Origin of the sequence: Ancylobacter sp. 3268 (genome assembly GCF_031456575.1) — a bacterium.
Lineage (GTDB): Bacteria > Pseudomonadota > Alphaproteobacteria > Rhizobiales > Xanthobacteraceae > Ancylobacter.
On sequence record NZ_JAVDUX010000004.1, the window covers coordinates 202,020 to 228,738 of the forward strand.

Annotated in this window: 26 protein-coding genes and 2 pseudogenes; 17 read left to right on the top strand and 11 right to left on the bottom strand. The window is 69.6% G+C overall.

Annotated elements, in window-relative coordinates; genetic code table 11:
- The first annotated feature begins 12 nt into the window (after nt 1-12).
- Nucleotides 13-345 carry a YciI family protein gene (locus J2X65_RS07200; RefSeq protein ID WP_310199756.1) on the top strand — a complete coding sequence of 111 codons (333 nt, stop codon included), beginning with the start codon at nt 13-15 and terminating at the stop codon, nt 343-345.
- A 59-nt stretch (nt 346-404) separates the two neighbouring features.
- On the opposite strand, the gene J2X65_RS07205 is transcribed toward J2X65_RS07200, so the two are convergent.
- The 3 genes from J2X65_RS07205 to J2X65_RS07215 all read right to left on the bottom strand — a co-directional run bounded on the left by J2X65_RS07205 (nt 405) and on the right by J2X65_RS07215 (nt 3,523).
- Nucleotides 405-536, bottom strand: coding sequence for a hypothetical protein (locus tag J2X65_RS07205; RefSeq protein ID WP_271180486.1), 132 nt, complete (start codon nt 534-536; stop codon nt 405-407).
- A 184-nt stretch (nt 537-720) separates the two neighbouring features.
- Nucleotides 721-2,199, bottom strand: coding sequence for a hypothetical protein (locus J2X65_RS07210; RefSeq protein ID WP_310199758.1), 1,479 nt, complete (start codon nt 2,197-2,199; stop codon nt 721-723).
- A gap of 28 nt (nt 2,200-2,227) precedes the next feature.
- Nucleotides 2,228-3,523 (bottom strand): adenylosuccinate synthase, encoded by a 1,296-nt coding sequence (locus J2X65_RS07215; protein ID WP_310199760.1) that lies wholly within the window; start codon nt 3,521-3,523, stop codon nt 2,228-2,230.
- A 319-nt stretch (nt 3,524-3,842) separates the two neighbouring features.
- On the opposite strand from J2X65_RS07215, the gene J2X65_RS07220 reads away from it, so the two are divergent.
- Nucleotides 3,843-4,718 (top strand): VOC family protein, encoded by an 876-nt coding sequence (locus J2X65_RS07220; RefSeq protein WP_310199762.1) that lies wholly within the window; start codon nt 3,843-3,845, stop codon nt 4,716-4,718.
- A gap of 223 nt (nt 4,719-4,941) precedes the next feature.
- Entirely contained in the window at nt 4,942-5,859 is a 918-nt protein-coding gene (locus J2X65_RS07225) for a DMT family transporter (protein ID WP_310199764.1), read from the top strand.
- Here the strand turns inward: J2X65_RS07225 and J2X65_RS07230 are convergent, their stop codons facing one another.
- Nucleotides 5,860-6,732: a GNAT family N-acetyltransferase gene (locus tag J2X65_RS07230; protein WP_310199766.1), complete on the bottom strand. Its 873-nt coding sequence runs from the start codon at nt 6,730-6,732 to the stop codon at nt 5,860-5,862. It abuts the gene before it with no gap.
- Between the two features lie 15 nt (nt 6,733-6,747).
- Between J2X65_RS07230 and J2X65_RS07235 the strand changes: the two genes are divergently transcribed.
- Nucleotides 6,748-7,179 carry a two pore domain potassium channel family protein gene (locus J2X65_RS07235; protein ID WP_310199768.1) on the top strand — a complete coding sequence of 144 codons (432 nt, stop codon included), beginning with the start codon at nt 6,748-6,750 and terminating at the stop codon, nt 7,177-7,179.
- Between the two features lie 28 nt (nt 7,180-7,207).
- Here the strand turns inward: J2X65_RS07235 and J2X65_RS07240 are convergent, their stop codons facing one another.
- Together J2X65_RS07240 and puuE are read right to left on the bottom strand one after the other, a co-directional pair.
- Complete coding sequence (locus tag J2X65_RS07240) at nt 7,208-7,564, bottom strand: MliC family protein (protein ID WP_310199770.1); 357 nt, start codon at nt 7,562-7,564, stop codon at nt 7,208-7,210.
- Between the two features lie 19 nt (nt 7,565-7,583).
- Nucleotides 7,584-8,501, bottom strand: a pseudogene (gene puuE / locus J2X65_RS07245) (allantoinase PuuE); the annotation flags it as partial.
- Nucleotides 8,502-8,733: 232 nt separating this feature from the next.
- Here puuE and eda point away from each other — a divergent pair.
- The 4 genes and pseudogenes from eda to J2X65_RS07265 all read left to right on the top strand — a co-directional run bounded on the left by eda (nt 8,734) and on the right by J2X65_RS07265 (nt 10,795).
- Nucleotides 8,734-9,381 carry a bifunctional 4-hydroxy-2-oxoglutarate aldolase/2-dehydro-3-deoxy-phosphogluconate aldolase gene (gene eda, locus J2X65_RS07250; protein WP_310199772.1) on the top strand — a complete coding sequence of 216 codons (648 nt, stop codon included), beginning with the start codon at nt 8,734-8,736 and terminating at the stop codon, nt 9,379-9,381.
- Between the two features lie 19 nt (nt 9,382-9,400).
- Nucleotides 9,401-9,628: a hypothetical protein gene (locus J2X65_RS07255; RefSeq protein ID WP_310199774.1), complete on the top strand. Its 228-nt coding sequence runs from the start codon at nt 9,401-9,403 to the stop codon at nt 9,626-9,628.
- Between the two features lie 12 nt (nt 9,629-9,640).
- A pseudogene (locus tag J2X65_RS07260) lies at nt 9,641-9,823 on the top strand (GNAT family N-acetyltransferase); the annotation flags it as partial.
- A 3-nt stretch (nt 9,824-9,826) separates the two neighbouring features.
- Nucleotides 9,827-10,795 carry an alpha/beta fold hydrolase gene (locus tag J2X65_RS07265; RefSeq protein WP_310199776.1) on the top strand — a complete coding sequence of 323 codons (969 nt, stop codon included), beginning with the start codon at nt 9,827-9,829 and terminating at the stop codon, nt 10,793-10,795.
- A 75-nt stretch (nt 10,796-10,870) separates the two neighbouring features.
- Here the strand turns inward: J2X65_RS07265 and serA are convergent, their stop codons facing one another.
- Together serA and J2X65_RS07275 are read right to left on the bottom strand one after the other, a co-directional pair.
- Nucleotides 10,871-12,457: a phosphoglycerate dehydrogenase gene (serA, locus tag J2X65_RS07270; protein WP_310199778.1), complete on the bottom strand. Its 1,587-nt coding sequence runs from the start codon at nt 12,455-12,457 to the stop codon at nt 10,871-10,873.
- 217 nt (nt 12,458-12,674) lie between these two features.
- Complete coding sequence (locus J2X65_RS07275) at nt 12,675-13,850, bottom strand: phosphoserine transaminase (protein WP_310199780.1); 1,176 nt, start codon at nt 13,848-13,850, stop codon at nt 12,675-12,677.
- Nucleotides 13,851-14,218: 368 nt separating this feature from the next.
- Here J2X65_RS07275 and J2X65_RS07280 point away from each other — a divergent pair, with 368 nt between their 5' ends.
- Nucleotides 14,219-14,737 carry a helix-turn-helix transcriptional regulator gene (locus J2X65_RS07280; protein ID WP_310199782.1) on the top strand — a complete coding sequence of 173 codons (519 nt, stop codon included), beginning with the start codon at nt 14,219-14,221 and terminating at the stop codon, nt 14,735-14,737.
- A gap of 158 nt (nt 14,738-14,895) precedes the next feature.
- On the opposite strand, the gene J2X65_RS07285 is transcribed toward J2X65_RS07280, so the two are convergent.
- Complete coding sequence (locus J2X65_RS07285; protein ID WP_310199784.1) at nt 14,896-15,159, bottom strand: GlsB/YeaQ/YmgE family stress response membrane protein; 264 nt, start codon at nt 15,157-15,159, stop codon at nt 14,896-14,898.
- A 231-nt stretch (nt 15,160-15,390) separates the two neighbouring features.
- Between J2X65_RS07285 and J2X65_RS07290 the strand changes: the two genes are divergently transcribed.
- Nucleotides 15,391-15,972, top strand: coding sequence for a cytochrome b (locus J2X65_RS07290; protein WP_310199786.1), 582 nt, complete (start codon nt 15,391-15,393; stop codon nt 15,970-15,972).
- Between the two features lie 9 nt (nt 15,973-15,981).
- Here the strand turns inward: J2X65_RS07290 and J2X65_RS07295 are convergent, their stop codons facing one another.
- The gene (locus J2X65_RS07295; RefSeq protein WP_310199788.1) at nt 15,982-16,629 is read right to left on the bottom strand and encodes an outer membrane beta-barrel protein; all 648 of its coding nucleotides are present in this window, start codon (nt 16,627-16,629) and stop codon (nt 15,982-15,984) included.
- A gap of 208 nt (nt 16,630-16,837) precedes the next feature.
- Nucleotides 16,838-17,800: a DUF533 domain-containing protein gene (locus J2X65_RS07300; RefSeq protein WP_310199790.1), complete on the bottom strand. Its 963-nt coding sequence runs from the start codon at nt 17,798-17,800 to the stop codon at nt 16,838-16,840.
- Nucleotides 17,801-18,074: 274 nt separating this feature from the next.
- Between J2X65_RS07300 and J2X65_RS07305 the strand changes: the two genes are divergently transcribed.
- The 7 genes from J2X65_RS07305 (at nt 18,075) to J2X65_RS07335 (ending at nt 26,707) form a co-directional block, all read left to right on the top strand.
- Entirely contained in the window at nt 18,075-19,340 is a 1,266-nt protein-coding gene (locus J2X65_RS07305; protein ID WP_310199792.1) for a sarcosine oxidase subunit beta family protein, read from the top strand.
- 251 nt (nt 19,341-19,591) lie between these two features.
- Nucleotides 19,592-19,882: a sarcosine oxidase subunit delta gene (locus tag J2X65_RS07310; protein ID WP_310199794.1), complete on the top strand. Its 291-nt coding sequence runs from the start codon at nt 19,592-19,594 to the stop codon at nt 19,880-19,882.
- Between the two features lie 381 nt (nt 19,883-20,263).
- On the top strand, nt 20,264-23,326 hold the full coding sequence (locus J2X65_RS07315; RefSeq protein ID WP_310199797.1) for a sarcosine oxidase subunit alpha family protein: 3,063 nt from the start codon (nt 20,264-20,266) through the stop codon (nt 23,324-23,326).
- Nucleotides 23,319-23,876: a sarcosine oxidase subunit gamma family protein gene (locus tag J2X65_RS07320; RefSeq protein WP_310199799.1), complete on the top strand. Its 558-nt coding sequence runs from the start codon at nt 23,319-23,321 to the stop codon at nt 23,874-23,876. Before J2X65_RS07315 ends, J2X65_RS07320 begins: the two co-directional genes overlap by 8 nt.
- A 118-nt stretch (nt 23,877-23,994) precedes the next feature.
- Complete coding sequence (locus J2X65_RS07325) at nt 23,995-25,056, top strand: GlxA family transcriptional regulator (RefSeq protein ID WP_310199801.1); 1,062 nt, start codon at nt 23,995-23,997, stop codon at nt 25,054-25,056.
- Nucleotides 25,057-25,096: 40 nt separating this feature from the next.
- Complete coding sequence (locus tag J2X65_RS07330) at nt 25,097-25,816, top strand: nucleoside/nucleotide kinase family protein (RefSeq protein WP_310199803.1); 720 nt, start codon at nt 25,097-25,099, stop codon at nt 25,814-25,816.
- 87 nt (nt 25,817-25,903) lie between these two features.
- Nucleotides 25,904-26,707, top strand: a complete 804-nt coding sequence (locus J2X65_RS07335) for a DUF72 domain-containing protein (RefSeq protein ID WP_310199805.1) — start codon at nt 25,904-25,906, stop codon at nt 26,705-26,707.
- The last annotated feature ends 12 nt before the right edge of the window (nt 26,708-26,719 follow it).

The following is a 26,719-nucleotide window of genomic DNA, read 5'->3' on the forward strand; positions in this document are numbered from 1 at the left end:
GGAGAACCGGCCATGCCGAAATTCGTGACGATCGGATATGGCGACCGTGAGGGCTACGAGCGCATCGCTCCTGCCCTGCGCGACGTCGCGCATGCACATGACGAAAAGCTCCGCCGCGACGGCGCGCTGATGGGCATAGCCGGCCAGCCCGTCCAGTTGCGCAACCCGGAGGCGGCACGGCTCGAAGTCACCGATGGCGCCTTCATGTCCTCCGTTCTGCCGATCGCCGGCTTTGCGGTGATCGAGGCCGCCGATATGGCGCAGGCGATCCGGCTGGTATCGCTCACCCCCTGCGCAGTGGCCCATGGGGTGGTCGAGATCTGGCCGCTTGAGGACAAGGGCTGAGGACGCGCCCCGTGCCGATCCAGGGATCGGCCACGGCAGGCGCCCGCTCGGGCAGGTCCTCAGATCGGGTAGGCTTCCGGCGGCAGGGTGGCGAGCTCCGCCTCGGCCGAAAGCGTCTGCGCCACCATGAACGTCATCCAGGCGTGAGCCAGGATCAGGGCCGGCAGAACCGGGAAAACCGACGCGAACATATGTGCCTCCATGGCGCTGTCTCGTGTCGAGCAAGGTAATGGAGGCGCCTTGTATCTGGTATACCGCATGCCACATCAGGCCCATGCGCTAAACGCATGGCTGATCATCCTTTGGTATAAGGACGCTGCGGAAGCCGGAAAATGCCGGTGATCGCGGCGGCGACACGCCGGTCGCCGCGCCGCGTCAGTTGCCGTTTGACTGCGGAGGCTGGGCCGGCTGCGACGGCCGCAGCAGCCCCCAGGCGGTGAAGGCGGTGCGGAAGGCCTCCTCGCCGGAGGCTCCCTTCTCCACCACCAGAATGGCGCGGCGGCCATTCTCGAACACCACCGGCACGTTGAGGAAGCCGCGGCTGAACATCATGCTCATATTATATTGCTGCTCGCGCTCGCCCGAGAGCAGGCCGATGAGGAAATAGCCCGGCGCCACCCGCACAGCGAGGCCGCGCAGCGGCGTGCCCTGCGCCCCTTCCGAGACCATGGCCTGCATGCCCGGCACGCTCGACACATTGCCGTAGTCGAAATCGGGCGGCAGCTGGAACTGCACGTCGACGATATGCGACGCCGGGATGTTCGGGTCCGGATTGCGGCGGATGGTCATCGTCGCCTTGAAGTTCCGGTCGGGAATGTCGATCAGCGCGCGGATGCCGATGTCCTGCGGCTGGCCGGTGCCCGGCTGGAAGGTCTCGGTGCTCCAGGTGACGTTGCCGACAAATTGCTGCAGGCCCTGCCCGCCGCCGGCGGATTCCTCCAGCAGCATCGCCCGTGGCGCGGCCTGCACCGCCGGTGGCGGGGCAACCGGCTGCTGGGCCGTCGCCGCGGATGGCGCCTGAGCCACGCGATCGGTGGATTTCCCGGCCGCCTCCGGCGCAGCGCCGGCCGGCGCCTGCGCTGTTTGGGGAGATCCGGCGGGCGCGGAACCGCCCTGGCTCTGGCTGATCTCGCTCTTGGGCCCGAGAATGCCGGTGAACAGCACCGCTGCCACCCCACCGGCGAGCAGCACCACCGCCGCCACGGCGCCGAGGATGAGGTTCCAGCGCCGGCCGCGCGAGGCTTTCGCCTGCTCTGCGGTGTCGGCGTCGAGGCCGGTTTCCTCGTCGAGCAGCGGTCGCTCGGTGCGATACCAGAGGTCGTCAGCCTCCGCCTCCTCGGCGGCGCCTTCTTCCAGCGCACGCGGACGTGGTGCCCGCCCCGGCAATTCCGGCTCGGACCCGGCGCCCGCCGCCGGCCCCTCGACCGTCGCCCCCTCGACCGTCGGCCCAGCCGGCTTGGACGCCACGGGCTTGAGAGTTTCAGGCTCGGAAATCAAGGGCTTGGGAGTGAAGGGCTTGGAAGTGAAGGGCTTGGACGAGGCAGGCTCCGGCGCGGGCGGCTTCGCCGGCGACGGTGCATGTGGGGCCGCGGCGGGCGTGGGCGCCGGCTGCGCCGCCGCCGGGACGACCGGCTCGGGATTCCCGCCGCCATAATCGGCTTCCAGCCGCCGGATCGCCCCTTCGAGGAAATCCTGCTGCCGGGCGATATCCTCCTCCGCCATGGGCGGGTTGACGCCGCTGAGCTGCGCCAGCAAGGCCTTGCGCGCCCGCGCGTAGATGACCTCGCGCGCCTCGCGGCCCTTGTTGGGCTGCTGTTCGATGGCACGGGCCAGAAGCGGATAATAATCAGCCATTACGCTAAGCGATCACCTGTGCGGAGTATCAGGCCTCGAAGGGATTCTGAACGAGGATTGTATCATCACGCTCGGGGCTGGTGGAAAGCAGCGCCACCGGGCAGCCGATCAGTTCTTCGATACGGCGCACATATTTCACCGCCTCGGCCGGCAGATCGGCCCAGGAGCGAGCGCCCGCCGTCGATTCGGTCCAGCCCTCGATGGCCTCGTAGATCGGCTCGACCCGCGCCTGCGCGTCCTGCCCGGCCGGGAGGTAGTCGATCTCCTGCCCGTCGAGCCGGTAGCGCGTGCAGACCTTCAGCTCGGTGAACCCGTCGAGCACGTCGAGCTTGGTCAGCGCGATGCCGTTGATGCCGGAGGTGCGCACGGTCTGGCGCACCAGCACCGCGTCGAACCAGCCGCAGCGGCGCGGCCGGCCGGTGACGGTGCCGAACTCATGGCCGCGCTCGCCGATCCTGCGGCCGATCTCGTCATGCAGTTCGCTCGGGAACGGCCCCTCGCCGACGCGGGTGGTGTAGGCCTTGGTGATGCCGAGCACATAGCCGATCGCCCCCGGCCCGAGGCCGGAGCCGGTCGCCGCCTGCGCCGCCACCGTGTTGGAGGAGGTGACGAAGGGATAGGTGCCGTGGTCGACATCGAGCAGCGCGCCCTGCGCGCCCTCGAACAGGATCTTGGAGCCGTGCCGGCGCTCATCGTCGAGCAGCGCCCAGGTGCGGTCCATATAGGGCAGCACCTTCGGCGCCAGCGCCAGCAGCTCGGCCTTCAGCGCCGCGCCGTCGACCGCATCCAGCCCCAGGCCGCGCCGCAGCGCGTTGTGATGGGTGAGCAGCCGCTCGATCTTGTCGGCGAGCGTGTCTGGATAGGCGAGGTCCATCAGGCGGATGGCGCGCCGGCCGACCTTGTCCTCATAGGCCGGGCCGATGCCGCGCTTGGTGGTGCCGATCTTGGTGCCGGCACTCGCGGCGTTCTCGCGGATGGCGTCGAGCTCGCGGTGCAGCGGCAGGATGAGGGTGACGTTCTCGGCGATGCGCAGCCGCTCGGGGGAAACCTCGACGCCCTGGTCGCGGATGCGGCCGATCTCGTCGATCAGCGCCTGCGGATCCAGAACCACGCCGTTTCCGATCACCGACAGCCGCGCCCCGCGCACCAGACCGGAAGGCAGCAGCGAGAGCTTGTAGGTCTTGTTGCCCACCACCAGTGTATGGCCGGCATTGTGCCCGCCCTGGAAGCGGACCACCACATCGGCCTGCTCGCTGAGCCAGTCGACGATCTTGCCTTTTCCCTCGTCGCCCCACTGGGATCCGACGACGACCACATTCGCCACGAGCCGAGCTCCTGATTGGGCGCGCGGAAAGGCACGGGAAGCACCGGGCGCGCACGAAAGGAAACCCCGGCGAAGCGGTCCGACCGGGGCGCCCACGTCTTAAGGGATCGGCCGGGGGGAGGCAAGGACATGTCAGACTTTGGCAGGGGACTTGTCGGACTTTGGACGGTGTCTAACCGCGGCCCGGCCGCCGCCCCGGCGAACCGAAACGGCCGCGATGACAGCTCGACCTTGCAATCTTGCAAGCATTCGCGACTTGCAACCGCACCGCCCCGGCATGACTCTCAGTGCAGATGTTCCCGTGTCCCGAGGCCCGATCATGAACGCCCCGACCATTGCGCCCGCCCCCGCCCTTCCCGCGTCGCTGCGCATGGGCGCGGTACGCCTGCGGGTGCGCGACGGCGCGCGGTCCGTCGCCTTCTATCGCGACGTGGTCGGCCTCGCCCCGCTCGGTACCGCACCCGACGGCGCGATCCGTCTCGGCGCCGGCGGCCGTGCGTTGGTCGAGCTGGAGGTCGCACCCGGCGCTCCCCCGCGCCCGCGCGGCACCACCGGCCTGTTCCATCTCGCCATCCTGGTGCCGGACCGCACCGCGCTCGCCGTGGTGCTGCGGCGCCTTGCCGCCTATCGCGTGCCGGTCGGCGCTTCCGACCACCTCGTCAGCGAGGCGCTGTATTTCGACGACCCGGATGGCAACGGCATCGAGGTCTATCGCGACCGCCCCCGCAGCGAATGGCGCTGGCAGGGCGCCAGCGTCGCCATGGCGACCGAGGCCCTCGATCTTCACCGCCTCGTCGCCGAGGCGCCGGCGCTGGTGCCGGTCGCGCAGCCGCTGCCGGACGCCACCGTCATGGGCCATGTGCATCTTCAGGTCGGCGATCTCGAAGCCGCCCGCCGCTTCTATGTCCGGCAGCTCGGCTTCGCCATCACCACCGAGAGCTATCCCGGCGCGCTCTTCGTCAGCGCCGGCGGCTATCATCACCATCTCGGCCTCAACACCTGGTCGAGCCGGCGCGGCGGCCCGGCGCCGGAGGGCGCGGTAGGCCTGGTGCACTACGAGGTGGTGCTGCCGGAGGCCGAGATCGCCGCCCTGCGCACCCGTCTCGCCGCCGCCGGAGAGGATGTCCGCGACAGTGCCGGCGGCTTCGCCGTCGCCGATCCGTGGGCGACACGCGCCGTCTTCGTCGCCGGCTGAGCCGGCGCGACAAAACCACTCAGATCGCTTCCGGCGCCTCCCCGGCAGCCCGGCGCGGGAACCGCTTCGCGGCGCCTCCGGCGGCGTTGCGGCCGGGCTGCGGTGCCTCATGCATCGCTCCCGTCGATGAACGGGAGAGCATCTTCTCGACGATCCGGCAATTCCAAAGCACGGCAAAAGGCTCTAGATCGGACGCTCGTTCCGCAGGCTTTCCGGTCCCGCCATGTTCCGCCGGCTCTATGACGCGCCCTATCTGCTCCTGTCGCTGACGAGCTTGTTCTGGGCCGGCAACATCGTGCTTGGCCGCCTCGCCGCCGGCCATGTGCCGCCGATCGGGCTCGCCTTCCTGCGCTGGGTGATCGCCTCGGCGATCCTCCTTCCCTTCGCCTGGCCGCATATCCGGCGCGAATGGCCGCTGCTGCGCGGCCATGTCGTGGTGGTGCTGGTGCTGTCGCTCACCGGCATCGGCGCCTTCAACACCATGATGTATTGGGGGCTGCAATACACCCCGGCGGTCAATGCGCTGCTGATCCAGTCCACCGGCCCGCTGATGATCGCCTTCTGGTCGCTGGTGATCAACCGCGAACACCTGTCGCTCGGCCAGTTCGCCGGCATCCTTTTGTCGCTGCTCGGCGTGTTCGTCATCATTTGCCGCGGCGACCCGGCGGTCGCCCGGCACATCGACTTCAATGTCGGCGACCTGTGGGTGCTGGCCGCCATGGTGATCTACGGCATCTATTCGTCGCTGCTGGCGCGGCGCCCGGGCATGAGCCCGATCGGCTTCCTCACCGTCTCCACCGTGCTCGGCAGCCTGATGCTGGCGCCGCTCTTCGCCTGGGAGCGGATGGAGGGCGTCCCCTTCCACCCCGATCTGAAGACGCTCGCCATCGTCGTCTATGTCGGGGTGTTCCCCTCGGTACTAGCCTATCTCTGCTTCATCCGCGGCGTCCACCTGGTCGGGCCGAATCGCGCCGCGCCGTTCTTCCACCTGATGCCGGTGTTCGGCTCGGTGCTGGCCATCGCCTTTCTCGGCGAGGCGTTCCGCCTCTACCACGCGGTCGGCTACGCGCTGGTGCTGTCCGGCATCGTCATCGCCACGCTGTGGGGCCGGCGCAAGGCCGCCCCGCTGCCGCCGGAATGATCAGCCGAGCTCGAAGCTCGCAACCCCGTAGACCCGCTCCAGCGCCACCGGCCGCACCGGTCCGCGATACATGCGCGCGGTCTCGAACACCGGCGCGAAGCCGTGGTGCCCGGCCAGCGCCACCGCCGCCGCATTCGGCTCCGGCAGGTCGAGGAACACCTCGCCCCCGCCCGCCGCGTCGAGCAGCGCGGCGAGCACCGCCGCGGCGGCCTGCGGGTCCTCGGCATTGAGCGGGCCGATCTTGAACCCGGTGCGCGCCGGCCGGATCACCCCCCAGCCGGCCAGCCAGCCCTGGCGCAGCACCGCCCGCCCGACATGGCCCGGCGTGTCGAGCCAGGCCCTGAGGAAGGCCGGCCGCGCCGCCGGAAACACCCGCGCATCGTTCGCCGCGAGGTCCGCGAACGGCACGTCGCGCAGGTCGCTCGTCGTCTCCAGCGCAGCGGCCGCCCCGACAGCACCGACGGCGCGGTAACGGATGTTGCGATGGGAGAAGGCGAAGCCCTGGCGGGCGTAGTTGGCCTGCTGCGCCACCACCCCGTCGAGCCCGATGCTGCGCGCCCCGGCATGGGCGAGGCCCGCCTGCCACAGCTTGAAGCCCAGCCCGCGCCCGCGCAGCTCCGGCCGCACGATGTAGAAGCCGAGGAAGCTGAAGGCCTGGTCGTAATTCACCACCGAGATCACCGCCGCCGGCGTCCCGCCGATCTCGGCGATCAGGAAGCCCTCGCGGTCCACGGCGCCGAAGCCAGCGGCATCGGCGAGGCCGGGATTCCACCCCTCCTTGGCCGCCCAGTCGATGGCGAGGGGGATTTCCTCCGGTCGCATGGCACGGATAGTAGGAACGTCTTTCACCGACTCGCTCCCTTCCCGCCTCATCCAAGCGGCCCGTTCATGATAAGCGACCTCGTCCTCGGCCTCTCGGTCAGTCTTGTGGCCATGCTCATTCACCTCGCCGGCACCCTGCTTCTCGTGGTGCTGATGAACCCGTTCCACGGCGTGATGCGCCGCCGCGTCCATCTCCGCCTCACCGTCGCGCTGGTCGCCACCTATCTGGTGATGCTGGCGGCGCATGTGCTGGAGGTCGGCCTGTGGGGGTACCTCTTCGATTTCCTCGGCCTCGCCGAGCGCACCGAGGACGCCTATTACTCGGCTTTCGTCAATTACACGACCTTGGGCTATGGCGGCTCGCAGCGGGTGGTCGAGACCCGCCTGCTCGGCCCGCTCGCCTCGGCCAACGGCATATTGATGTTCGGCTGGTCGACCGCCATCCTGGTCCTGGTGGTCCAGCGCCATCTGCCGCCGGGGCTGGCGACACGCGACTGATCGGCCCCCCCGCCGGCCGCGCCGCCCTCTAGCTGCCCATGCAACTCAGGGGCGGCGCGTCCTCGCCCTTGGTGAGATCATAGAGATCGCCGTTCTTGCCCTTGCTCCACCAGATGAAGCGGCCGCCGGCATAGCGGGCGCCCGAGCCGGAGAGCACATTGGCCAGCACCACGAGCTCGCCGCCCACCGTCAGGCTCGCCAGCGCCACCGGCGGGGCGTTGTAGTAGCTCACGGCGAGGCGGGAACCGTCGGCGCAGCGATAGCTGGCATGGATCGTCTGCGGCTTCGCTCCCGCCGGCAGCGGAATGGCGAGCGTGTCGGCGGCGGCCGGGCCGGCGACGGCGCTGATGAGCAGGGCGGCGGCGCACAGGGATCGTCTGGTCACGTCGGTCTCCTCACGCCGGCGGGTGCTCGGCATGCCAGTGGCGGGCGATGTCGATGCGGCGCGGCACCCACACCCGGTCGTGGCGGGCGATATGGTCGAGAAAGCGCTCCAGCGCCACGATGCGCCCCGGCCGGCCGACCAGCCGGCAATGCAGCCCCACCGACATCATCTTCGGCGCTTCCGAGCCCTCGGCATAGAGCGCGTCGAAGCTGTCGCGCAGATAGGCGAAGAACTGGTCGCCGGAGTTGAAGCCGCCGGCCACCGCGAAGCGCATGTCGTTGGCGTCGAGCGTGTAGGGAATGGTCAGATGCGGCTGCGTCGGCCCCGCGATCCAATAGGGCAGGTCGTCGGCATAGGCGTCGGAATCATAGAGAAAGCCGCCTTCCGCCATGGTGATGTGCCGCGAGTTCACCGAGGTGCGGCCGGTGTACCAGCCGAGCGGCCGCTCGCCGGTCACCTGGGTGTGCAGGGCGATGGCGGCGTCGAAATCCGCCTTCTCCGCCGCCTGGGAATGGTCGCGATAGTCGATCCAGCGCAGCCCGTGGCTGGCGATCTCCCAGTCGGCCTCCTTCATCGCCGCCACCGCCTCCGGATTGCGGGCCAGCGCGGTGGCGACCCCGAACACCGTGACCGGCAGGTTGCGGCGGGTGAACAGCCGCCACAGCCGCCAGAACCCGGCACGGGCGCCATATTCGTAGATCGACTCCATGTTCATGTGCCGCATGCCCGGCCAGGGCTGGGCGCCGACGATCTCGGAGAGGAACGCCTCCGAGGCGGCGTCGCCATGCAGAATGCAGTTCTCGCCGCCTTCCTCGTAGTTCACCACGAACTGCACCGCCACCCGCGCCCGGCCCGGCCAGCGCGGGTCCGGCGTGTGGCGGCCATAGCCGATGAGGTCGCGGGGATAGGGCTGGTCGTAGTCGAAGATCGGCGGCATGCGGGGCACTCGCGGTACGGGACGCAGAGACGACAGCCGTGCAAGGCATATGCCGGAAGCATGCGGCTGCCGCATGGGCGCCAAACTATCTCGTCGCCTACCGGCATAAAACTCGGGAAGCCTCTCGACAATCCGCGCCGGGCGCTTTTGATTGACCGCGCGCTTCGGCGCTGCCGCAATTCGTGCCGCCCAATTCGTGCCGCCCTCACGTCATTCGCCAAAGGTCCCCGCCATGTCGCTTCCCGATCCCAGCTTCCTGCTCGCCCGCGCGCCGGTCGTTCCCGTCGTCACCGTGCCCAGCGTCGCGGCGGGCGTGAAGCTTGCCCGCGCGCTGGTCGAGGGCGGCCTGCCGCTCATCGAGGTCACGCTGCGCACCCCGGCGGCGCTGGAGGCGATGGCCGCCATCGCGGCGGAAGTGCCGGACGCCATCGTCGGCGCCGGCACCGTCACCCGGCCGGACCTGATCGAGAAGTCGATCGCCGCCGGCGCCCGCTTCCTGGTGTCGCCCGGCGTCACCCCGGCACTGCTGGAGGCCTTCGCCGAGGCCCCGGTGCCGGTGCTGCCGGGCTGCGCCACCGCTTCGGAGGCGATGACGCTGGCGGCGGCGGGCTTCTCGGTGCTGAAGCTGTTCCCGGCCGAGGCGGTCGGCGGCTCGAACCTGATCAAGTCGCTGTCCGCGCCGCTGCCGGACCTGCGCTTCTGCCCCACCGGCGGCATCGGCCCGGACAATGTCGGCAAATACCTGTCGCAGCCCAATATCCTCGCCGTGGGCGGCTCGTGGGTGTGCCCCAATGACGCGATCGCCTCCGGCGATTGGGGCCGCATCGTCGAGCTCTCCAAGGCGGCCGCCAAGCTGCACCGCGCCGCCTTTCCGGCGTGAGGCGCGGCCCGGCCCCGCCATGATCGCCGCGCCGGAGGTGCAGATCGACTATGCCCGCGAGGCGCGGATCGGCGTCGAGGAGTATCGCCGGCTGCTCCTCGAATCCGGCCTGTCGCGCATCCGTCCGGTGAACGACGACGCACGTCTCGCGGCGATCATCGAAGGCTCAAACCTCATCGTCACCGCCCGTCGGGCCGGCAGCCTCGTCGGCTTCGCCCGCGGGGTGACCGATTCGGCCTGGGTCTGATATCTCGCCGATCTCGCCGTCAGTTCCTCGGTCCAGGGCCTCGGCGTCGGCCGCGGCCTGATGGACGAGACCTACCGCCAGCTCGGCGACGGGGTCGGCGTCATCCTCGCCTCGGTGCCGGAAGCGGTCGGCTTCTATGAAAAAGCCGGCATGGAGCGCATCCCCCACGTCTTCTGGCACCATCGACGGTTCTGACGCATGCGCAGCTCGACGGCGACACGCCTCGTGGCGGCAATCCTCGCCACCCTGGCCGCGCCCTGCGCGCCCGCCGTCGCCGCGCCGCTGGAAGCGCCCGGCCCGCAGGGGCCGCTCGCCGGCACGCTGCTGATGCCGGCGGCAGCGAACCCGCCGGTGGCGCTCATCATTCCCGGCTCCGGCCCCACCGACCGCGACGGCGACAGCCCGCTCGGCATCAAGGCGGCGCCCTATCGGCTGCTGGCGCAGGCGCTGGCGGCACGCGGCATTGCCAGCCTGCGCATCGACAAGCGCGGGCTGTTCGGCAGCGCCGGCGCTCTCGCCGATGCGAACGCCGTCACCCTCGACGATTATGCCGCCGACATCCATGCCTGGGTGAAGGTGCTGAAAGCCCGCACCGGTGCCGCCTGCATCTGGCTGGTCGGCCACAGCGAAGGCGGCCTCGTCGCGCTGAAGGCCGCCGCAGACACCGACGGCCTCTGCGGCATCGTGCTTCTCGCCACGCCCGGCCGCCCGATGGGCGAGGTGCTGCGCCGACAGTTCCGGGCCAACCCCGCCAATGCGCCCTATCGCGCCGCCGCCTTCGAGGCCATCGCGGCGCTGGAGGCCGGCCGCCACGTCGATCCGGCGACGCTCGCCCCGCCGCTGCGACCGCTGTTCGCGCCGCCGCTACAGCGCTTCCTCATCTCCGCCTTCGCCTTCGATCCGGCGCCGGCGCTCGCCGGCCTCCGCCTGCCGGCGCTGATCGTGCAGGGCGGACGCGACCTGCAGGTGAGCGACGCGGACGCCCGCCGGCTCGCCGCTGCCCGGCCGACGGCAGGGCTGGTGCGGCTGCCGGACGTCAATCATGTGCTGAAGCGCGTGGCGACCGACGACCGCGCCGCCAATCTCGCCACCTATGCCGAAGCCGACCTGCCGCTCGCCCCCGGCGTCGTCGAGGCGGTCGCCGGCTTCATCATCGCGGCGCGCTGAAACGCAAAGCGCGCGGACCCCGCGATCCGCGCGCCTGTCTTTAGGTAGCTTAGTGCCGTCAGAACGTCACGGCGATCAGAACGTCAGCGGCTTGGCCTGCTTCACATGCGGCAGCGCCTGCACCTTGGCCAGCACCTCGGCCGGCACCGCGCCATCGACCTCGACCAGCGCGATGGCGTCGCCGCCCTGATGGTCGCGGCCGAGCGCGAAGGTGGCGATGTTGATGCCGGCATCGCCGAGCAGGCTGGCGAAGCGGCCGACGAAGCCGGGCTTGTCCTCGTTGGTCACATAGATCATCGAGGGCGCGAACTCGGCATCAACCTTGATGCCCTTGATATCGACGATGCGCGGGCGGCCGTCGGCGAACACGGTGCCGGAGAGCGAGCGCTCCATCCTGTCGGTGACCACGGTCAGCGTGACCAGGCTTTCATAGTCGCCGGTGGCGGCGCGGGTGGTCTCCTCCACCACGATGCCGCGCTCCTTGGCGACGCTCGGCGCCGAGACGACGTTCACATCCGCGAGCGCCGGGCGCAGCAGCCCCGCCACCGCCGCCGAGGTCAGCGCCTTGATCTTGAGGTCGGCCACCGCGCCCTCATAGGTGAGGCGCACCGTCTTGATGTCGGTGTCGGTGAGTTGGCCGGCGAAGGAGCCGAGCTTCTCGGCCAGCTCGATGAACGGCTTCAGCTTCGGCGCCTCCTCGGCGGTGATCGAGGGGAAGTTCACCGCATTGGAGATGGCGCCGCGCAGCAAATAGTCGCTCATCTGCTCGGCGACCTGCAGCGCCACGTTCTCCTGCGCTTCCGAGGTGGAAGCACCGAGATGCGGCGTGCAGATCACGCCCGGCAGGCCGAAAAGCGGGTTCTCGGTCGCCGGCTCGGTGACGAACACGTCGAAGGCGGCGCCGGCGACATGGCCGGATTTCAGTGCCTCGGCCAGCGCCGCCTCGTCGACGAGGCCGCCGCGGGCGCAGTTGACGATCCGCACGCCCTTCTTGGTCTTGGCCAGCGCTTCGGCCGAGAGCACGTTGCGGGTCTTCTCGGTCAGCGGCGTGTGCAGGGTGATGACGTCCGCCCGCGCCAGCAGGTCGTCCAGCTCCACCTTCTCGACGCCGATATCGAGCGCCCGTTCCGGCGAGAGGAACGGGTCGAAGGCGACCACCTTCATCTTCAGCCCGAGCGCGCGGTCGGCGACGATGGAGCCGATATTGCCGCAGCCGATGATGCCGAGCGTCTTGGCGGTCAGCTCGACGCCCATGAAGCGGTTCTTCTCCCACTTGCCGGCCTGGGTGGAGGCGTCGGCGGCGGGAATTTCGCGGGCGAGCGCGAACATCATGGCGATGGCGTGCTCGGCGGTGGTGATGGAATTGCCGAACGGCGTGTTCATCACGATCACGCCCTTGGCGGTGGCGGCGGGTATGTCGACATTGTCGACGCCGATGCCGGCACGGCCGACCACTTTCAGCCGCGCCGCCTTCTCCAGGATCTTCGGCGTCACCTTGCTGGCGGAGCGGATGGCGAGGCCGTCATAGTCGCCGATGATCTCGGCGAGCTTGTCCTTGTCCTTGCCGAGGTTCGGCTGGAAATCGACCTCGATGCCGCGATCCTTGAAGATCTGCACGGCGGCGGGGGAAAGGGCGTCGGAAATCAGAACGCGGGGAGCCATCGGCTTCATCCTGTTCGAAAAGGGAATATCGGTCCCGCCGGCGGCGGGAGAGCGAAACGCGTCCCGCCGCTGGCGGGAGGGGGCGACGAGCGTTCGTCGGGCACGCGGCCTCTGGCGCATGCGGCGGGTCGTGCCGGGAGAACACACCCGCCGTCGATCTGCCGGGCCGCCTGTCCCTCGCCGTCCCCTCGCGTCAGCGACGGGAGGCGAGGAGGCGTCAGGCCGCCTGCTTCAGGCCGGCCTTGGCCTCGGCATAGGCCCAGTCGAGCCAGGGGGTGAGCGCCGCGAGATCGGAGGCCTCCACCGTGGCGCCGGCCCAGATGCGCAGACCCGCCGGGGCGTCGCGATAGGCGCCGATATCATAGGCGACCTTGGCCTTCTCCAGCGCGCCGGCGATCGCCTTGGCGAAGGCGGCCTGCGCGTCCGGCGCCAGCGCCGTCACCTCGGGATCGGCGACCACCAGGCACACCGAGGTGTTGGAGCGCGTCGCCGGCTCCCTGGCGAGGAAGTCGACCCACGGCGTCTTCGCCACCCAGTCGGCCAGCACCTTGAAATTGGCGTCGGAGCGGGCGCGCAGGCCCTTGCCGCCGCCCACCGTCTTCGCCCAGGTGAGCGCGTCGAGATAGTCCTCGACGCACAGCATGGACGGGGTGTTGATGGTCTCGCCCTCGAAGATGCCGTCGATCAGCTTGCCACCCTTGGTCATGCGGAAGATCTTCGGCAGCGGCCAGGCCGGCACGTAAGTCTCCAGCCGCTCCACTGCGCGGGGCGAGAGGATCAGCATGCCGTGGCCGCCCTCGCCGCCCAGCACCTTCTGCCAGGAGAAGGTGACGACATCGAGCTTGCCCCAGTCGAGATCCTGCGCGAAGGCCGCCGAGGTGGCGTCGCAGATGGTCAGGCCGGTGCGGTCTTCACGGATCCAGTCGGCGTTCGGAACCCGCACGCCGGAGGTGGTGCCGTTCCAGGCGAACACCACGTCATGGTCGAAATTCACCGCCGCGAGGTCCGGCAAATCGCCGTAGCCGGCCTTGAGGACGCGCGCGTCCTTCAGCTTCAGCTGCTTGACGATGTCGGTGGCCCAGCCTTCGCCGAAGCTCTCCCAGGTCAGCACGTCGACCGGCCGGGCGCCGAGCAGCGACCACAGCGCCATCTCCACCGCGCCGGTGTCGGAGGCGGGGACGATGCCGATCCGGTAGTCGGCGGGGATGTCGAGAACCTCGCGGGTGAGGTCGATGGCGAGCTTCAGCTTCGCCTTGCCGACCTTGGCGCGGTGCGAGCGACCGAGCGGCGCGTCGCCAAGCGCTTCAAGCGTCCAGCCGGGACGCTTGGCACAGGGGCCGGAAGAAAAATTGGGATTTACCGGCTTGGTCGCCGGAACAGCGTTGGTCGTCATGATCGCCATCCTTTCAGATGGAAGCCCCTCGTTGGGGAGGGGTGGCCCGAGCGGGGGAATACGCCGGTCGGGGCAGGAGCGCAAGCGGGTTCCCCTGGCCGGAATGTCGGAACCCATGACGCCGATCCGCCGTTGACCCTCGGCAGGGTGGCCGCTGCTTATCTGATGAGCATGCCGATTTCATGCGCGCCCGGCGCGCGGCGTGGAAATCGTTTCCGCGCTGCAAACTGAAAAGAACGCGAGCTTGACGCAGCGCAATACGTATTCACGCCGCATTTGGAACAAAAAACTGGATATGACGTTCATTCCATAGTTAGATTCTCTACCCCACACTTGTTGTGGACATAGGAATGACGTGAGGGCAGCACATGACGCAGCTTTCCTGGTTTTCGACATCGGGTTTGCGCCTCTTCTTCGACAGGATTGCCGCGATTCCTGCCGGAGTTATTTCTTCGGGCAGGAAGACGGACAGTCTTCAGCCGAAGAACGAAGAGGTATGCCTGCCTGTATTCGATTCCAGGAGCCTGCCGGCCGACCATTTTCGACGCACGGGAATAAAGCAAATGAAAGCAAACGATCTCGTTGCCATGCGCCTAAACTGGGGACTTTCGCAGGATTCCCTGGCTGATCGCCTGGGCCTGCCGCGGCAATCTTACGTCGAGATGGAATTGGGCCTGAGGTCGCTGAAGAAATCGCATCTGCTGGCGCTTGAGGAGATCGGGATTGATCTTTGCCTCGCCAAGAAAGATGTCTCGATGCTGATCCCGCAGGTGCGCTACGCCATCAACTACCTTGCCGAGATTTCGGCCGAACAGGCCACGCCAGTGCTGCATGTGGAGGCCGGCGAAGGGCAGTCCTGGGCAACCGCGCAAAATAAACTTCAATAATCGAACCAGTTTCGATCTGCCTCGGCGAATCACCCGGCGCCACCCCAGGCGCCGAGAAATTCAGGCGAGGCAAGGCGTCGAGCCGCCTCAAAGCATCCTGATACCTCGAAGAGCGGCGACGCACCGGCGTCGCCGCAAAATCGTTATGCTGCGGCGCATCATGCCGTGCGTGAGCCCCGCAGCGCCCTCGCCCCCCAGATGAGGATGCAGGCGCCGACGATTCCGGCCACCAGATAGCCCAGCCAGCCGCCGAAGCTCACGCCCAGGAAGCTGAACAGGAAGCTGGCAATCGCGGCGCCGATGATGCCGAGCACGATGTTCAAGAAAATTCCGGTGTCGCTTTTCATCACGCTGGAGGCGATCCAGCCCGCTAACCCGCCGATGATGATGGCGGCGATCCATCCGATCTGTGCGTCTTCCATGGCAAGCCTCAGCTCCCTTTTCGGCGGCGCTGTCGCGGGTCTTCCCCGGCGGTCGCCGCAGCTCCCATTCAGTTCGGCATCGTGATGCCGAAACCAGAACCGGCAAGGTAGGCCCCCGGTTCCCCGGCAGGTTACCCGCGGCGGCAGAACAGGCCCGGCACAGGCCGATTTCCTCCCGGCGCGAACCGCTCTAAGAACGCATCCTCTCTCATGCCCTTCGCCGGAGACGCCATGCCCGCCCTGTCCGACACCGCGATCCGCTATGGCGCCGTCAGCCGCGCCCTCCACTGGGGAATGGCGCTGCTCTTCGCCTGGCAGTTCCTCGGCATGATCCTGCGCGCCACGCTCGGCCGCACGCCGGTGGTGGGCTTCTTCGTCGGCACCCATGTCACGGTCGGGGTGCTGCTGCTGACGCTCGGGCTACTGCGCCTTGTCTGGGCGCTGGCCAACCGGGCGCACCGGCCGCCTTACGAGGCCGGCCTGCTCGGTCGCGCCGCCCGGCTGGGCCATGCCGGGCTGTATGGGCTGATGCTGGTGGTGCCGACGCTGGCGCTGCTGCGGCTCTATGGCTCGGGACGCGGCTATGCGCCTTTCGGCATCGAGATCTTCGCCCCGTCGGAGACCAGGATCGAGTGGCTGATGGCGCCGGCCAACGCCCTGCACGGCCCGCTGGCCTGGACGCTGCTGGCCTTCATTGCCGGCCATGTCTTCATGGTGGCGGTGCACCAGCTGTTCCTGGGCGACCGCATCCTCTACCGCATGACCCGCACCACCGGCCCCGCCGATCCGGCCCCGGCCGGCCGCGAGCCCTGATCGGCCTTCCTAGTCGAGGAGGATGCGCAGGCCGATGCGGATCTCGTGCGCCGGCTGGTCGAGATCGGGGAGCCCGCCGCCGAGATCGACATTCTCCAGGCTGAGATAGCGATAGCCGAGATCGAGCTGCCAGTTCGGCGCGAGCTCCACCGCGACGCCGCCCATCGCCGCCCAGGCAAGCCCCAGGCCGGAGCCGAAGCCCGGCGCGTCGAGATCGGCATAGCCGAGGCCGATGCCGGCGCCGACATAGGGGGTGATCCGGTACCAGGTGCCGAGATCGACATAGGCATTGGCCAGCAGGGTGGCGACGCTGTAGTCGCCCGTCACGCCGTCGATCGCGTAATCCGCCTGGGTGCGGTAATCGGCGGTGAGGTCGAGCCGGAGCCAGTCGGAGAACCGCCCGCCAATGCCGATGCCGATCAGCCCGGCATCGTCGAGCGGGGCACCGGCATACGGCGTCTCGTTGAAGACATAGCCGGCATCGAGGCGCAGATACCAGAAGCGGCTTTCCTCGACCTGCGGCGCCTTGGCGAGCAAGTCGTCGGCGGAGATGTCGTCGGCGGAGATGTCGTCGGCGGGAAGGGTGGCTGCCGGATCGGCCGCCATCGCCGCCCCGCCCAGCGCCAGGCCGAGCCCGGCGACCCGCCCGAGAGCCACGACACCCCGCATCCAACGCCGACACACATCCATGCGAACCGCTCCTGCACTGCTCCGGCGGCGGTCGCCGGAATCGATACGCGGAGCGCAGTCTCGCCGCGATAGCTTAAGTGGCGGTTAACCTTAACGAAGCGTTGTCGCGGAATGTCCGGGCGGGCCGAAGCCCGCCCGGACATGCTCAGCCCGGCCACCCTCAGCCCTGCCGTGCTCAGCCCTGCCGGGCGGCGCGGGCGGCGGATTCCAGATGCGGCGTCAGCGCCGGATCGAGCCGCAGCGCCATGGCGAGCCGGGCGAGGAAGGCGCGCTCGGAGGTGGAATCCGGATCGATGGCGAGCAGCGCCGCCATATAGACCTCCGCCGCCTCCTCCTCGCTCGCCACCGCGCGGGCAATGGTCTCGACGGTGGCGGGATTGGCGAGTTCGTCGGAGAGGAAGCGCTCGGCCTCGCCGAGATCGGCGACGCCGCTCTCGTTCAGCTTGCCGGCGATGGCGACGCGCTCGGCATCGTCGATATGCCCGTCGGCCAGCGAGGCGGCGATCATGGTGCGCAGCAGCGTCAGCGGCAGCTGCGAATCCGAGGTCTGCGACGGGTTGAAGGGCGAGTTGGGCGGCGGCAGCTGCGCCGGGGTCGGCACCGGGTTGCGCGTCACGTCGGCGGTGGTCTGCTGCGGCGCCTCGCCGTTGCGGTAATTGGTGTAGGCCTTGTAGGCCAGCGTGCCGACCAGCGCGAGGCCGCCCAGCGCCACGGCGTTGCCGGCCATCTTGCGCCCGCTCTTGGAGCCGAGCACCAGCGAGACCAGCGCCCCGGCCGCCGCGCCGGAGGCGAGCGAGCCGCCATTATTGCCGAGATAGTCCTTGGCCCGGCCCATCAGGTCGCCGGCACCGGAGGGCTGCGCGCCGGCAGGCTGCGCATTTGAAGGCTGGGCATGGGAAGGCTGGGCATGGGAAGGCCGGGCGCCGGGAGGCTGGGTGCCGCCGAAGCCGTTGGGGCTGCGGGCGGGCTGCCCGCCGCCGAAGCCGCCGGCAAGCGAGCCGAGTTGGCCGAGTATGCCGTCGAGCGGGCTGCCGCCCGCCTGCGCCGGACGCGCGGGCACCTGTCCGCCCGCCGGTTGCTGCGGGCTGAGGAACTGGTCGAGGAGGCGCTTGGCGTCGAAGGTGCGGGGGTCGAACATGCTCGGTTTCCTTAAGCTAAGGTCAGCAGCGAGGTAGGGCCCGAACATGGCTTCCGCAAGGTGAGTTCCGGGCCCCTTCGTCAGCGCACGACAAGTGCAGATCACATTGACGGCATGAAGGCAGGCGCCCGGATGCCCGGCAGCCGGCGTCGCATTCCTCATGTCGCATCCATTCAACGTCAGCGCCCAAAAGATGCTCGCCCATCCGCCGCCGCCGGTCCAGCATGGCTGTCATCACGCTCAATCGGACGGACATTCGGGGCAGGACCACGCCATGCAGACCTCCTCCGGCCAACGCTTCTCCGGCTTCCAGCTGCTGCGCCGCGCGCTTGGCGGCCACAAGGGCTGGCAGCCGCAATGGCGCACTCCCGAGCCGAAGGCGGAATATGACGTGATCATCGTCGGCGCCGGCGGCCATGGCCTCGCCTGCGCCTATTATCTGGCGAAAGAGCACGGCATATCGAATGTCGCGGTGATCGAGCGCGGCTGGCTGGGCGGCGGCAATACCGGACGCAACACCACCATCGTGCGCTCCAACTATCTGTTCGACGAGAGCGCCGGGCTCTACGAGCACGCGGTGAAGCTGTGGGAAGGTCTGTCGCAGGATCTCAACTACAACGTCATGTATTCGGCGCGCGGCGTCTTGATGCTGGCGCACAACCATCACGACGTGCAGAGCTTCAAGCGCCACGTCCATTCCAACCGCCTCAACGGCGTCGACAATGAGTGGCTGACCGCCGAGCAGGTGAAGGAATTCTGCCCGCCGCTCAACATCACCTCCATGCGCTACCCGATCCTCGGCGGCGCGCTGCAGCGGCGCGGCGGCACCGCCCGGCACGACGCGGTGGCCTGGGGCTTCGCCCGCGCGGCCGATGCCCGCGGCGTCGACATCATCCAGAACTGCGAAGTGACCGGCATCCGCCGCGGCCCCTCCGGCGCGGTGGAGGGGGTGGAGACATCGAAGGGCTTCATCGGCGCCAAGAAGATCGGCGTCTCCGCCGCCGGCCACACTTCGGTGGTGATGGCGATGGCCGGGGTGCGCATGCCGCTGGAAAGCTTCCCGCTGCAGGCGCTGGTGTCCGAGCCGGTCAAGCCCGCCTTCCCCACCGTGGTGATGAGCAACACCATCCACGCCTACATCTCGCAGTCGGACAAGGGCGAGATGGTGATCGGCGCCGGCACCGATGCCTACACCTCCTATTCGCAGCGCGGCGCCCTGCACGTCACCACCCACACGCTCGATGCCATCTGCGAGCTGGTGCCGCAGTTCCGCCGGCTGCGCATGCTGCGCAACTGGGGCGGCATCGTCGACGTGACGCCGGACCGCTCGCCGATCATCGCCAAGACCCCGGTGCCCGGCCTCTATGTGAATTGCGGCTGGGGCACCGGCGGCTTCAAGGCGACGCCCGGCTCGGGCCATGTCTTCGCCCACACCATCGCCAGGGACGCGCCGCACCCGATCAACGCGCCCTTCACCATCGAGCGCTTCCGCGACGGCCTGCTCATCGACGAGGCTGCTGCGGCGGCGGTGGCGCATTGAGGGGGGCGAGGATGCAAGACTCTCCCACGACCGTCCCTCAAAGCCCGGCGCATCGCCTTGCGCCTCGGGATGAGGGTGCATCAACCGCCGGGAACGACCCCCGAGGCGGGGATCCGGGCCTGGATTCCCTCTCCCCGAGGGGGAGAGGTGGCCCGCGCAGCGGGTCGGTGAGGGGGAACGACATCGGGAAGCTGCGCACCCCCGACACCGGCCATCCGGCGACCGCCGCCGCCAAGACGAGGCTCTGATCCATGCTGATCATCACCTGCCCCTGGTGCGGCGAGCGGCCCGAGGTCGAGTTCGTCTATGGCGGCGAGGCGCACATCGCCCGCCCGGCCGATCCGTCCGCCCTGTCGGACCAGGAATGGGCGGATTTCCTCTACAACCGCACCAACCCCAAGGGCCGCCACGCCGAGCGCTGGCGCCACACCCATGGCTGCGGCCGCTTCTTCAACGCCGTGCGCGACACGGTGAGCGACTTCTTCGTCGCCACCTACAAGCCCGGCGAGGCCCGACGGGATGTCGAGGGGGACGTACAATGAACGCCGCCATTCGTCTTGCTGCTTCTCCTGCGCCGACGAACCCCGTCATAGGCGGGCTTGGCCCGACCATCCACGCCCTCCAGTCCGGCGTGGACCGATGCCGAACGGGGAACGAAATGAGCAGACTCTTTCTCCCTCTCCCCATGGGGGAGAGGGTTGGGGTGAGGGGTCTTCCTGGCTCCCCGATGTCGTGGGGGGGGGGCCCCCCCCCCCCCCCCCCCCCCCCCCCCCCCCGCCCCCCCCCCCCCGCCGGGGGGGGGGGGGGGGGGGGGGGGGGGGGCGCCCTCTTCCTGGCTCCCCGATGTCGTTCCCCCTCACCCGCCGCTGCGCCTCGACCTCTCCCCACCGGGGAGAGGTAAACCTGCCCTCGGAGTTGTGGCCATGACCGCCCGCTTCCGCACCCCCACCGGCGGCCGCATCGATCGCGCCGCCGCCCTCGCCTTCCGCTTCGACGGAGCGACCTATCACGGCTTTGCCGGCGACACCCTCGCCTCGGCACTGCTGGCCAATGGCGTGCATCTCGTCGGCCGTTCGTTCAAATATCACCGCCCGCGCGGCATTCTCTCGGCCGGTTCCGACGAGCCGAACGCGCTGGTGGAAATCCGCCGCGACGCCGCCCGCATCACCCCGAACCTGCGCGCCACCCAGGTCGAGCTCTATGACGGGCTGGAGGCGGCGAGCCAGAACCGCTGGCCCTCGCTCGCCCGCGATGCCGGCGCGGTGAACGACCTGTTCGCGCCCTTCCTGCCGGCCGGCTTCTACTACAAGACCTTCATGTGGCCGGCGGGGGCGTGGAAGCGCTTCTACGAGCCGAAGATCCGCGCCATGGCCGGCCTCGGCCGGGCGCCGACCCTGCCGGATCCCGATCGTTACACCCAGCACTATGCCCATTGCGACGTGCTGGTGATCGGCGCCGGCCCGGCCGGCATCGCCGGCGCGCTGGCGGCCGCGGCCGGCGGCGCCCGCGTCATCCTCGTCGACGAGCAGGCCGAGCCCGGCGGCTCCCTGCTCGCCGCCACCGATGCCGCGATCGATACCAAGCCGGCTACGCAATGGCTTGCCGACGCCCTCGCCGAACTCACGGCGGCGGGCGTCGTCATCATGCCGCGCACCACCGCCTTCGGCTATTTCCCGCACAACATGGTCGCGCTCTGCGAGCGCGTCACCGAGCATCTCGCCAGCCCGGACCCGAACCTGCCGCGCGAGCGGCTTTGGCAGGTGCGGGCGAAGCAGGTGGTGATCGCCGCCGGCGCGCTGGAACGCCCGCTGGTGTTCCCGGAGAATGACCGGCCCGGCGTCATGCTGGCGGAATCCGCCCGCACCTACCTCACCCGCTACGGCGTGCGCCCCGGCGAGCGGGCGGTGATCTTCACCGCCGCCGACAGCGGCTACCGCGCCGCGCTCGATCTCGCGGCGGGCGGCGTCGCCATCGCCGCCATCGCCGATCTGCGCGCCGCTCCGGAAGGCGAGTGGCCGGCCCGCGCGCTCGCCGCCGGCATCGATGTGCGCCCCTCCACCGTGGTCGCCGGCACCGCCGGCCGGCTGCGGGTGAAGGCGGCCCGCCTCGCCAAGGTGAAGAACGGCGTCGTCGGCCCGCCGGAGGTCGTCGCCTGCGACGCCGTGCTGATGTCCGGCGGCTTCACCCCCTCGGTGCACCTGTTCTCGCAGTCGCGCGGCAGGCTGGCCTGGGACGAGACCCTTGGCGCCTATCTGCCCGCCCAGTCGGCCGAGCGCGAGCGCTCCGCCGGCGCCTGCCGCGGCCGCTACGGGCTCGCCGCCGCCCTGGCCGATGGCTACCACGCCGGCGAGCAGGCCGCCGCCGAGGCCTTGAAAAGCACCGCCGCCGAGGCCTTGAAGGGCTCCGCCAGGCCTGCCGGCCGCCATGCCATCGCCAGCCGCGCCTTCGGCGTCGTCGCCCGCGAAACCGGTACGGACGGCTTCATCGGCGCCACGCCGCACGGCCGCAACCCGGCCTTCGCCAAGGCATTCGTCGATTGGCAGAACGACGTCACCGCCAAGGACATCGCGCTGGCGACACGCGAAGGCTTCCGCTCCATCGAGCATGTGAAGCGCTACACCACCACCGGCATGGCGACCGACCAGGGCAAGACCTCCAACATGAATGCGCTCGGCATTGTGTCGGAGGCGTTGGGCGAGAGCGTGCCGAAGATCGGGCTGACCACCTTCCGCCCGCCCTACACCCCCACCACCTTCGGCATCTTCGCCGGCACCGCCCGCGGCGACCTGTTCGATCCCGTCCGCGTCACCCCGATCCATCGCTGGGCGGAAGCGCGCGGCGCGGCGTTCGAGCCGGTCTCGCTGTGGATGCGCGCGCACTATTTCCCCGAGAAGGGCGAGGGTGGGCGTCTCGAAGACATGCACGCGGCGGTGGCCCGCGAGTGCCGTGCGGTGCGCGCGGGCGTCGGCATCTTCGATGCCTCGACGCTGGGCAAGATCGAGGTGGTCGGCGCCGACGCCGCCGAGTTCATGAACCGCATGTACACCAATCCGTGGAGCAAGCTCGAGCCCGGCCGGCTGCGCTACGGCGTGATGCTGCGCGAGGACGGCTTCGTGATGGATGACGGCGTGGTCGGCCGCCTCGCGCCGGACCGCTTCCACGTCACCACCACCACCGGCGGCGCCGCCCGGGTGCTGGCGCATATGGAAGACTATCTCCAGACCGAATGGCCCGATCTCGATGTCTGGCTCACCTCCACCACCGAGCAATGGGCGGTCATCGCCGTGCAGGGGCCGAAGTCCCGCGAGGTGCTGGCGCCGCTGGTCGAGGGCATCGACCTGTCGAAGGACGCCATGCCCAATATGAGCGTGCGCGAGGGCCGCATCGCCGGGGTGCCGACGCGGCTGTTCCGGCTCTCCTTCGCCGGCGAGCTCGGCTTCGAGGTCAATGTGCCGGCGGCGCAGGGCCGCGCGGTATGGGAGGCGATCTTCAAGGCCGGAGAGCCGTTCGGCATCACCCCCTACGGCACCGAGACCATGCACGTCCTGCGCGCCGAGAAGGGCTACATCATTGTCGGCCAGGAGACCGACGGCACCGCCGCGCCCGATGATGTCGGCCTCGGCTGGGCGATCGGCAAGGCGAAGAAGGATTTTGTCGGCAAGCGTTCGCTCGGCCGCGCCGCCTTCTTCATGCCCGACCGCAAGCAACTGGTTGGCCTGCTCACCAGGGATCCTTCCGTGGTGCTGGAGGAAGGCGCCCAGCTGGTCGCCGCGCCCAACGCCGCCCTGCCGGTGCCGATGCTCGGGCACGTCACCTCCTCCTATGCCAGCGCCACGCTCGGCCGCTCCATCGCGCTCGCCATGGTGAAGGGCGGGCGCGGGCGCATCGGCCAGACCCTGTATGTGCCGATGCCGAGCGGCCCGATTGCCGTCGAGGTGGTCGATCCGGTCTTCTACGACGCCGAAGGAGCCCGCCTCGATGTCTGATCTCATCTCGCCTCTCGGCTCCCTCGCCGCCACCTCCGCCGACATCGCCGAGGCACGCCTGTCGGTGATTGCCCCGTCGACGCAGCTTTCTTTCCGCGGCCGCGAGGCGGCGATCGGCCCGGCCGGCGCCAGCTTCGGCGTCGCCCTGCCGCGCCAGGCCTGCCGGCTCAATCGTTCCGGCGCCCGCCTCGCCGCCTGGCTCGGGCCGGACGAATGGCTGCTGATCGCCGAGGACGCCGATCCGGCGGCGCTCCAGGCCGATCTTGAAGCCGCGCTTGCCGGCCTGCCGCATGCGCTGGTCGATGTTTCCGCCCGCGCGCTCGGCATCGCGGTGGAAGGCCCGCGCGCCGCCTATGTGCTCAACCAAGGGTGCCCGCTCGATCTCGACGAGGCCGCCTTCCCGGTCGGCATGGTGACCCGCACCGTGTTCGCCAAGGCCGAGATCGTGCTGATGCGCGAGGGGCCGGAACGCTTCCGCGTCGAGGTGTGGCGCTCCTTCGCCCCCTATGTCTGGGGCCTGCTGGAGGAGGCGCGGCGGGAATTCGCGTGAAGCCGCCCGCCTTTGCCGGCAGCGGCCGGTTCTCCGTCCTCGCCGGTTCCGACGCGCCACCTGCGCGCGCGCTGGAAATTCTGCTATCCTCCGGCGCGAAACCTGCATAGCGCCGGGCATGATGGACACTCTCGCCTCCGCCGCCCCAAAGCCAGCCGCCGGCCTGCCGGTGTTGAATGTCGGCTTCATCCTGACCGACAATTTTACCCTGTCGGCCTTTTCGCTGCTGGTCGATCATCTGCGCCTCGCCGCCGATGACGGCGACCGCTCGCGCCCGATCCTGGCGCGCTGGCGCATCATGGCGGCGAAGTCGGAGCCGATCCGGGCCAGCTGCGGCGTCACCGTCGCCCCGGCCGGGCCGTTCGTCGATCCGGCGCAGTTCAGCTACATCGTGGTGGTCGGCGGCCTGCTGCACACCGGCACCCAGCTCGACGACGAGGCGGTCGCCTATCTCAAGCGCGCCGCCCGGCTCGGCGTGCCGCTGGTCGGCGTCTGCACCGGCTCCTTCGTGCTCGCCCGCGCCGGGCTGATGACCGGGCGGCGCTGCTGCGTGTCCTGGTACCACTACCAGGACTTCCTCGACGAATTCCCGCACCACCATCCGGTTGCCGATCGGCTCTACGTCATCGATGGCGACCGCATCACCTGCGCCGGCGGCGGCGGCACGGCCGATCTTGCCACCGCGCTGGTGGAGAAGCATCTCGGCCGCTCGGTGGCGCAGAAGAGCCGCCATGTGCTGCTGCTCGACCGCGTGCGCCCCGGCAACCAGGCGCAGCCCCATCCGCCGATCGCCGATCTCGTCGCCGATGATCGCGTTCGCCGCGCTTTGCTGCTGATGGAGCAGAACATGGCCGATCCGCTGCCCATCGCCAGCATCGCGCGGCGGCTGCAACTGTCCACCCGCCAGCTGGAGCGGCTGTTCCAGACCGTGATGGGCCGCCGTCCGGCGGAGTTCTATCGGCTGATGCGCCTGCGCTATGCCCGCTTCCTGCTCGATACCACCGGCCGGTCGATCACCGATATCGCCCTCGAATCCGGCTTTTCCGACTGCGCCCATTTCTCGCGCCAGTTCAAGGCGCTGCACGGCTTCACCCCCACCGATGCCCGCGCCGGCGGCCCGCCGCCCGGCGTCCCGGCTGCCGCCGCCTCCAGCCTTGCCGGCCAGCGCCTGTTCGATTGAACCGTCGAAGAACCGCATGGCAAACCACCAGGAACCGACCATGGCACACGGCCTCGGCCTCGAATCGCGGGCGGAGACGGCCGGCGGAATCCCCGACGCAGCCACTCCCCTCTTTGCCGCCCCCATCGCAAGGCTGGCGGGCGATCTGCTCGCCCGGCCGCGCGAGCGCCGCACGGTGGTGGCGGTCGCCGGCCCGCCCGGCTCGGGCAAGAGCACGCTCGCCGAGGCGCTGAAGGCATGCCTCGACCTCACCGCCCCCGGCCTGTCGCAGGTGCTGCCGATGGACGGCTTCCATTATGACGATCTGCTGCTGGAGGCCCGCGGCCACCGCGCCCGCAAGGGCGCGCCGCACACCTTCGACGTCGACGGCCTGGCGACGGCGCTCGACCGGCTGCGGCGCGACGACGGCCGCGAGGTGGCGGTACCGGTGTTCGACCGCGCGCTGGAGATCGCCCGCGCCGGGGCGCGGGTGATCGGCCCCGAAGCCCGCTTCGTCATCGTCGAGGGCAATTACCTGCTGCTCGACGATCCGGCCTGGGCAGCGCTGCGCCAGCGTTTCGACATCACGGTGAGGCTGGAAGTGCCCTTCCCGGTGCTGGAGGCACGGCTGTGGGCCCGCTGGGCCGGCTTCGGCTACGAGGCCGGCATGATCCGCGCCAAGCTGGAGGATAACGACCTGCCCAATGCGCGGCTCGTCGCCACGCGCAGCGTCGCCGCCGATGTCGTCATCGCCGACGCGGAGCTGCGGGAAGGCGGCTGACCGGGCGAGGTGCGCTCGCCGCCATTTCGGATGTTCACCACCGGCAAACCGCCCTAGGATCGCGCCCGTCACCCGAGGAGCCTCCCGATGAGCACATCCGCCCCCATCCGCATCGGCATTGGCGGCTGGACCTTCGAACCGTGGCGCGGCAGCTTCTATCCCGACGGCCTCGCGCAGAAGCGCGAGCTGGAATATGCCGCCGGCAAGCTCACCGCCATCGAGGTCAACGGCACCTATTACGGCTCGCAGAAGCCGGAGAGCTTCGCCAGATGGCATGACGAGACGCCGGAGGATTTCGTCTTCGCGCTGAAGGGCCCGCGCTTCGCCACCAATCGCCGGGTGCTGGCCGAGGCGGGCGGCTCGATCGAGAAATTCGTCACCAGCGGCATCGTCGAGCTGAAGGACAAGCTCGGCCCGATCAACTGGCAGTTCATGCCGACCAAGAAGTTCGACCCCGAGGATTTCGCCGCTTTCCTCAAGCTGCTGCCGGCCTCGGTGGAAGGCCGCGCGCTGCGCCATGTCGTCGAGGTGCGGCACCCGAGCTTCGCCGACAAGGATTTCGTCGCGCTGGCCCGCGCGCACGGCGTCGGGGTCGTCATTGCCGGCGACAGCGAGCACCCGCTGATCGCCGATCTCACCGCCCCCTTCGTCTATGCCCGCATCATGGGCACCGGCGAGGCGCATCCCAAGGGCTATTCCGACGCCGAGCTCGACAATTGGGCCGCCCGCGCCCGTCACTGGTCGGAAGGCCGCACCCCGCCGGATCTCGGCAACACCCTGCTCGCCGAGCCGGCGAAGCCGACGCCGCGCGAGACCTTCCTGTTCGTCATCAGCGGCTTCAAGGAGCGCAACCCGCACGCCGCCATGGCGCTCATCGAGCGTCTGCGCTGACCGGGCGGCGCG

Bases quoted from the DNA above. Each gene is read 5' to 3' on its own strand.
- serA (WP_310199778.1), bottom strand. From the start codon at position 12,457: ATGGCTCCCCGCGTTCTGATTTCCGACGCCCTTTCCCCCGCCGCCGTG.
- J2X65_RS07280 (WP_310199782.1), top strand. From the start codon at position 14,219: ATGACGCAGCTTTCCTGGTTTTCGACATCGGGTTTGCGCCTCTTCTTC.
- J2X65_RS07310 (WP_310199794.1), top strand. From the start codon at position 19,592: ATGCTGATCATCACCTGCCCCTGGTGCGGCGAGCGGCCCGAGGTCGAG.
- J2X65_RS07200 (WP_310199756.1), top strand. From the start codon at position 13: ATGCCGAAATTCGTGACGATCGGATATGGCGACCGTGAGGGCTACGAG.
- J2X65_RS07290 (WP_310199786.1), top strand. From the start codon at position 15,391: ATGCCCGCCCTGTCCGACACCGCGATCCGCTATGGCGCCGTCAGCCGC.
- J2X65_RS07220 (WP_310199762.1), top strand. From the start codon at position 3,843: ATGAACGCCCCGACCATTGCGCCCGCCCCCGCCCTTCCCGCGTCGCTG.
- J2X65_RS07230 (WP_310199766.1), bottom strand. From the start codon at position 6,732: ATGAGGCGGGAAGGGAGCGAGTCGGTGAAAGACGTTCCTACTATCCGT.
- J2X65_RS07320 (WP_310199799.1), top strand. From the start codon at position 23,319: ATGTCTGATCTCATCTCGCCTCTCGGCTCCCTCGCCGCCACCTCCGCC.
- J2X65_RS07305 (WP_310199792.1), top strand. From the start codon at position 18,075: ATGCAGACCTCCTCCGGCCAACGCTTCTCCGGCTTCCAGCTGCTGCGC.
- J2X65_RS07315 (WP_310199797.1), top strand. From the start codon at position 20,264: ATGACCGCCCGCTTCCGCACCCCCACCGGCGGCCGCATCGATCGCGCC.
- J2X65_RS07265 (WP_310199776.1), top strand. From the start codon at position 9,827: ATGCGCAGCTCGACGGCGACACGCCTCGTGGCGGCAATCCTCGCCACC.
- J2X65_RS07325 (WP_310199801.1), top strand. From the start codon at position 23,995: ATGATGGACACTCTCGCCTCCGCCGCCCCAAAGCCAGCCGCCGGCCTG.
- J2X65_RS07205 (WP_271180486.1), bottom strand. From the start codon at position 536: ATGTTCGCGTCGGTTTTCCCGGTTCTGCCGGCCCTGATCCTGGCTCAC.
- eda (WP_310199772.1), top strand. From the start codon at position 8,734: ATGTCGCTTCCCGATCCCAGCTTCCTGCTCGCCCGCGCGCCGGTCGTT.
- J2X65_RS07335 (WP_310199805.1), top strand. From the start codon at position 25,904: ATGAGCACATCCGCCCCCATCCGCATCGGCATTGGCGGCTGGACCTTC.
- J2X65_RS07330 (WP_310199803.1), top strand. From the start codon at position 25,097: ATGGCACACGGCCTCGGCCTCGAATCGCGGGCGGAGACGGCCGGCGGA.
- J2X65_RS07225 (WP_310199764.1), top strand. From the start codon at position 4,942: ATGTTCCGCCGGCTCTATGACGCGCCCTATCTGCTCCTGTCGCTGACG.
- J2X65_RS07275 (WP_310199780.1), bottom strand. From the start codon at position 13,850: ATGACGACCAACGCTGTTCCGGCGACCAAGCCGGTAAATCCCAATTTT.
- J2X65_RS07235 (WP_310199768.1), top strand. From the start codon at position 6,748: ATGATAAGCGACCTCGTCCTCGGCCTCTCGGTCAGTCTTGTGGCCATG.
- J2X65_RS07210 (WP_310199758.1), bottom strand. From the start codon at position 2,199: ATGGCTGATTATTATCCGCTTCTGGCCCGTGCCATCGAACAGCAGCCC.
- J2X65_RS07300 (WP_310199790.1), bottom strand. From the start codon at position 17,800: ATGTTCGACCCCCGCACCTTCGACGCCAAGCGCCTCCTCGACCAGTTC.
- J2X65_RS07255 (WP_310199774.1), top strand. From the start codon at position 9,401: ATGATCGCCGCGCCGGAGGTGCAGATCGACTATGCCCGCGAGGCGCGG.
- J2X65_RS07285 (WP_310199784.1), bottom strand. From the start codon at position 15,159: ATGGAAGACGCACAGATCGGATGGATCGCCGCCATCATCATCGGCGGG.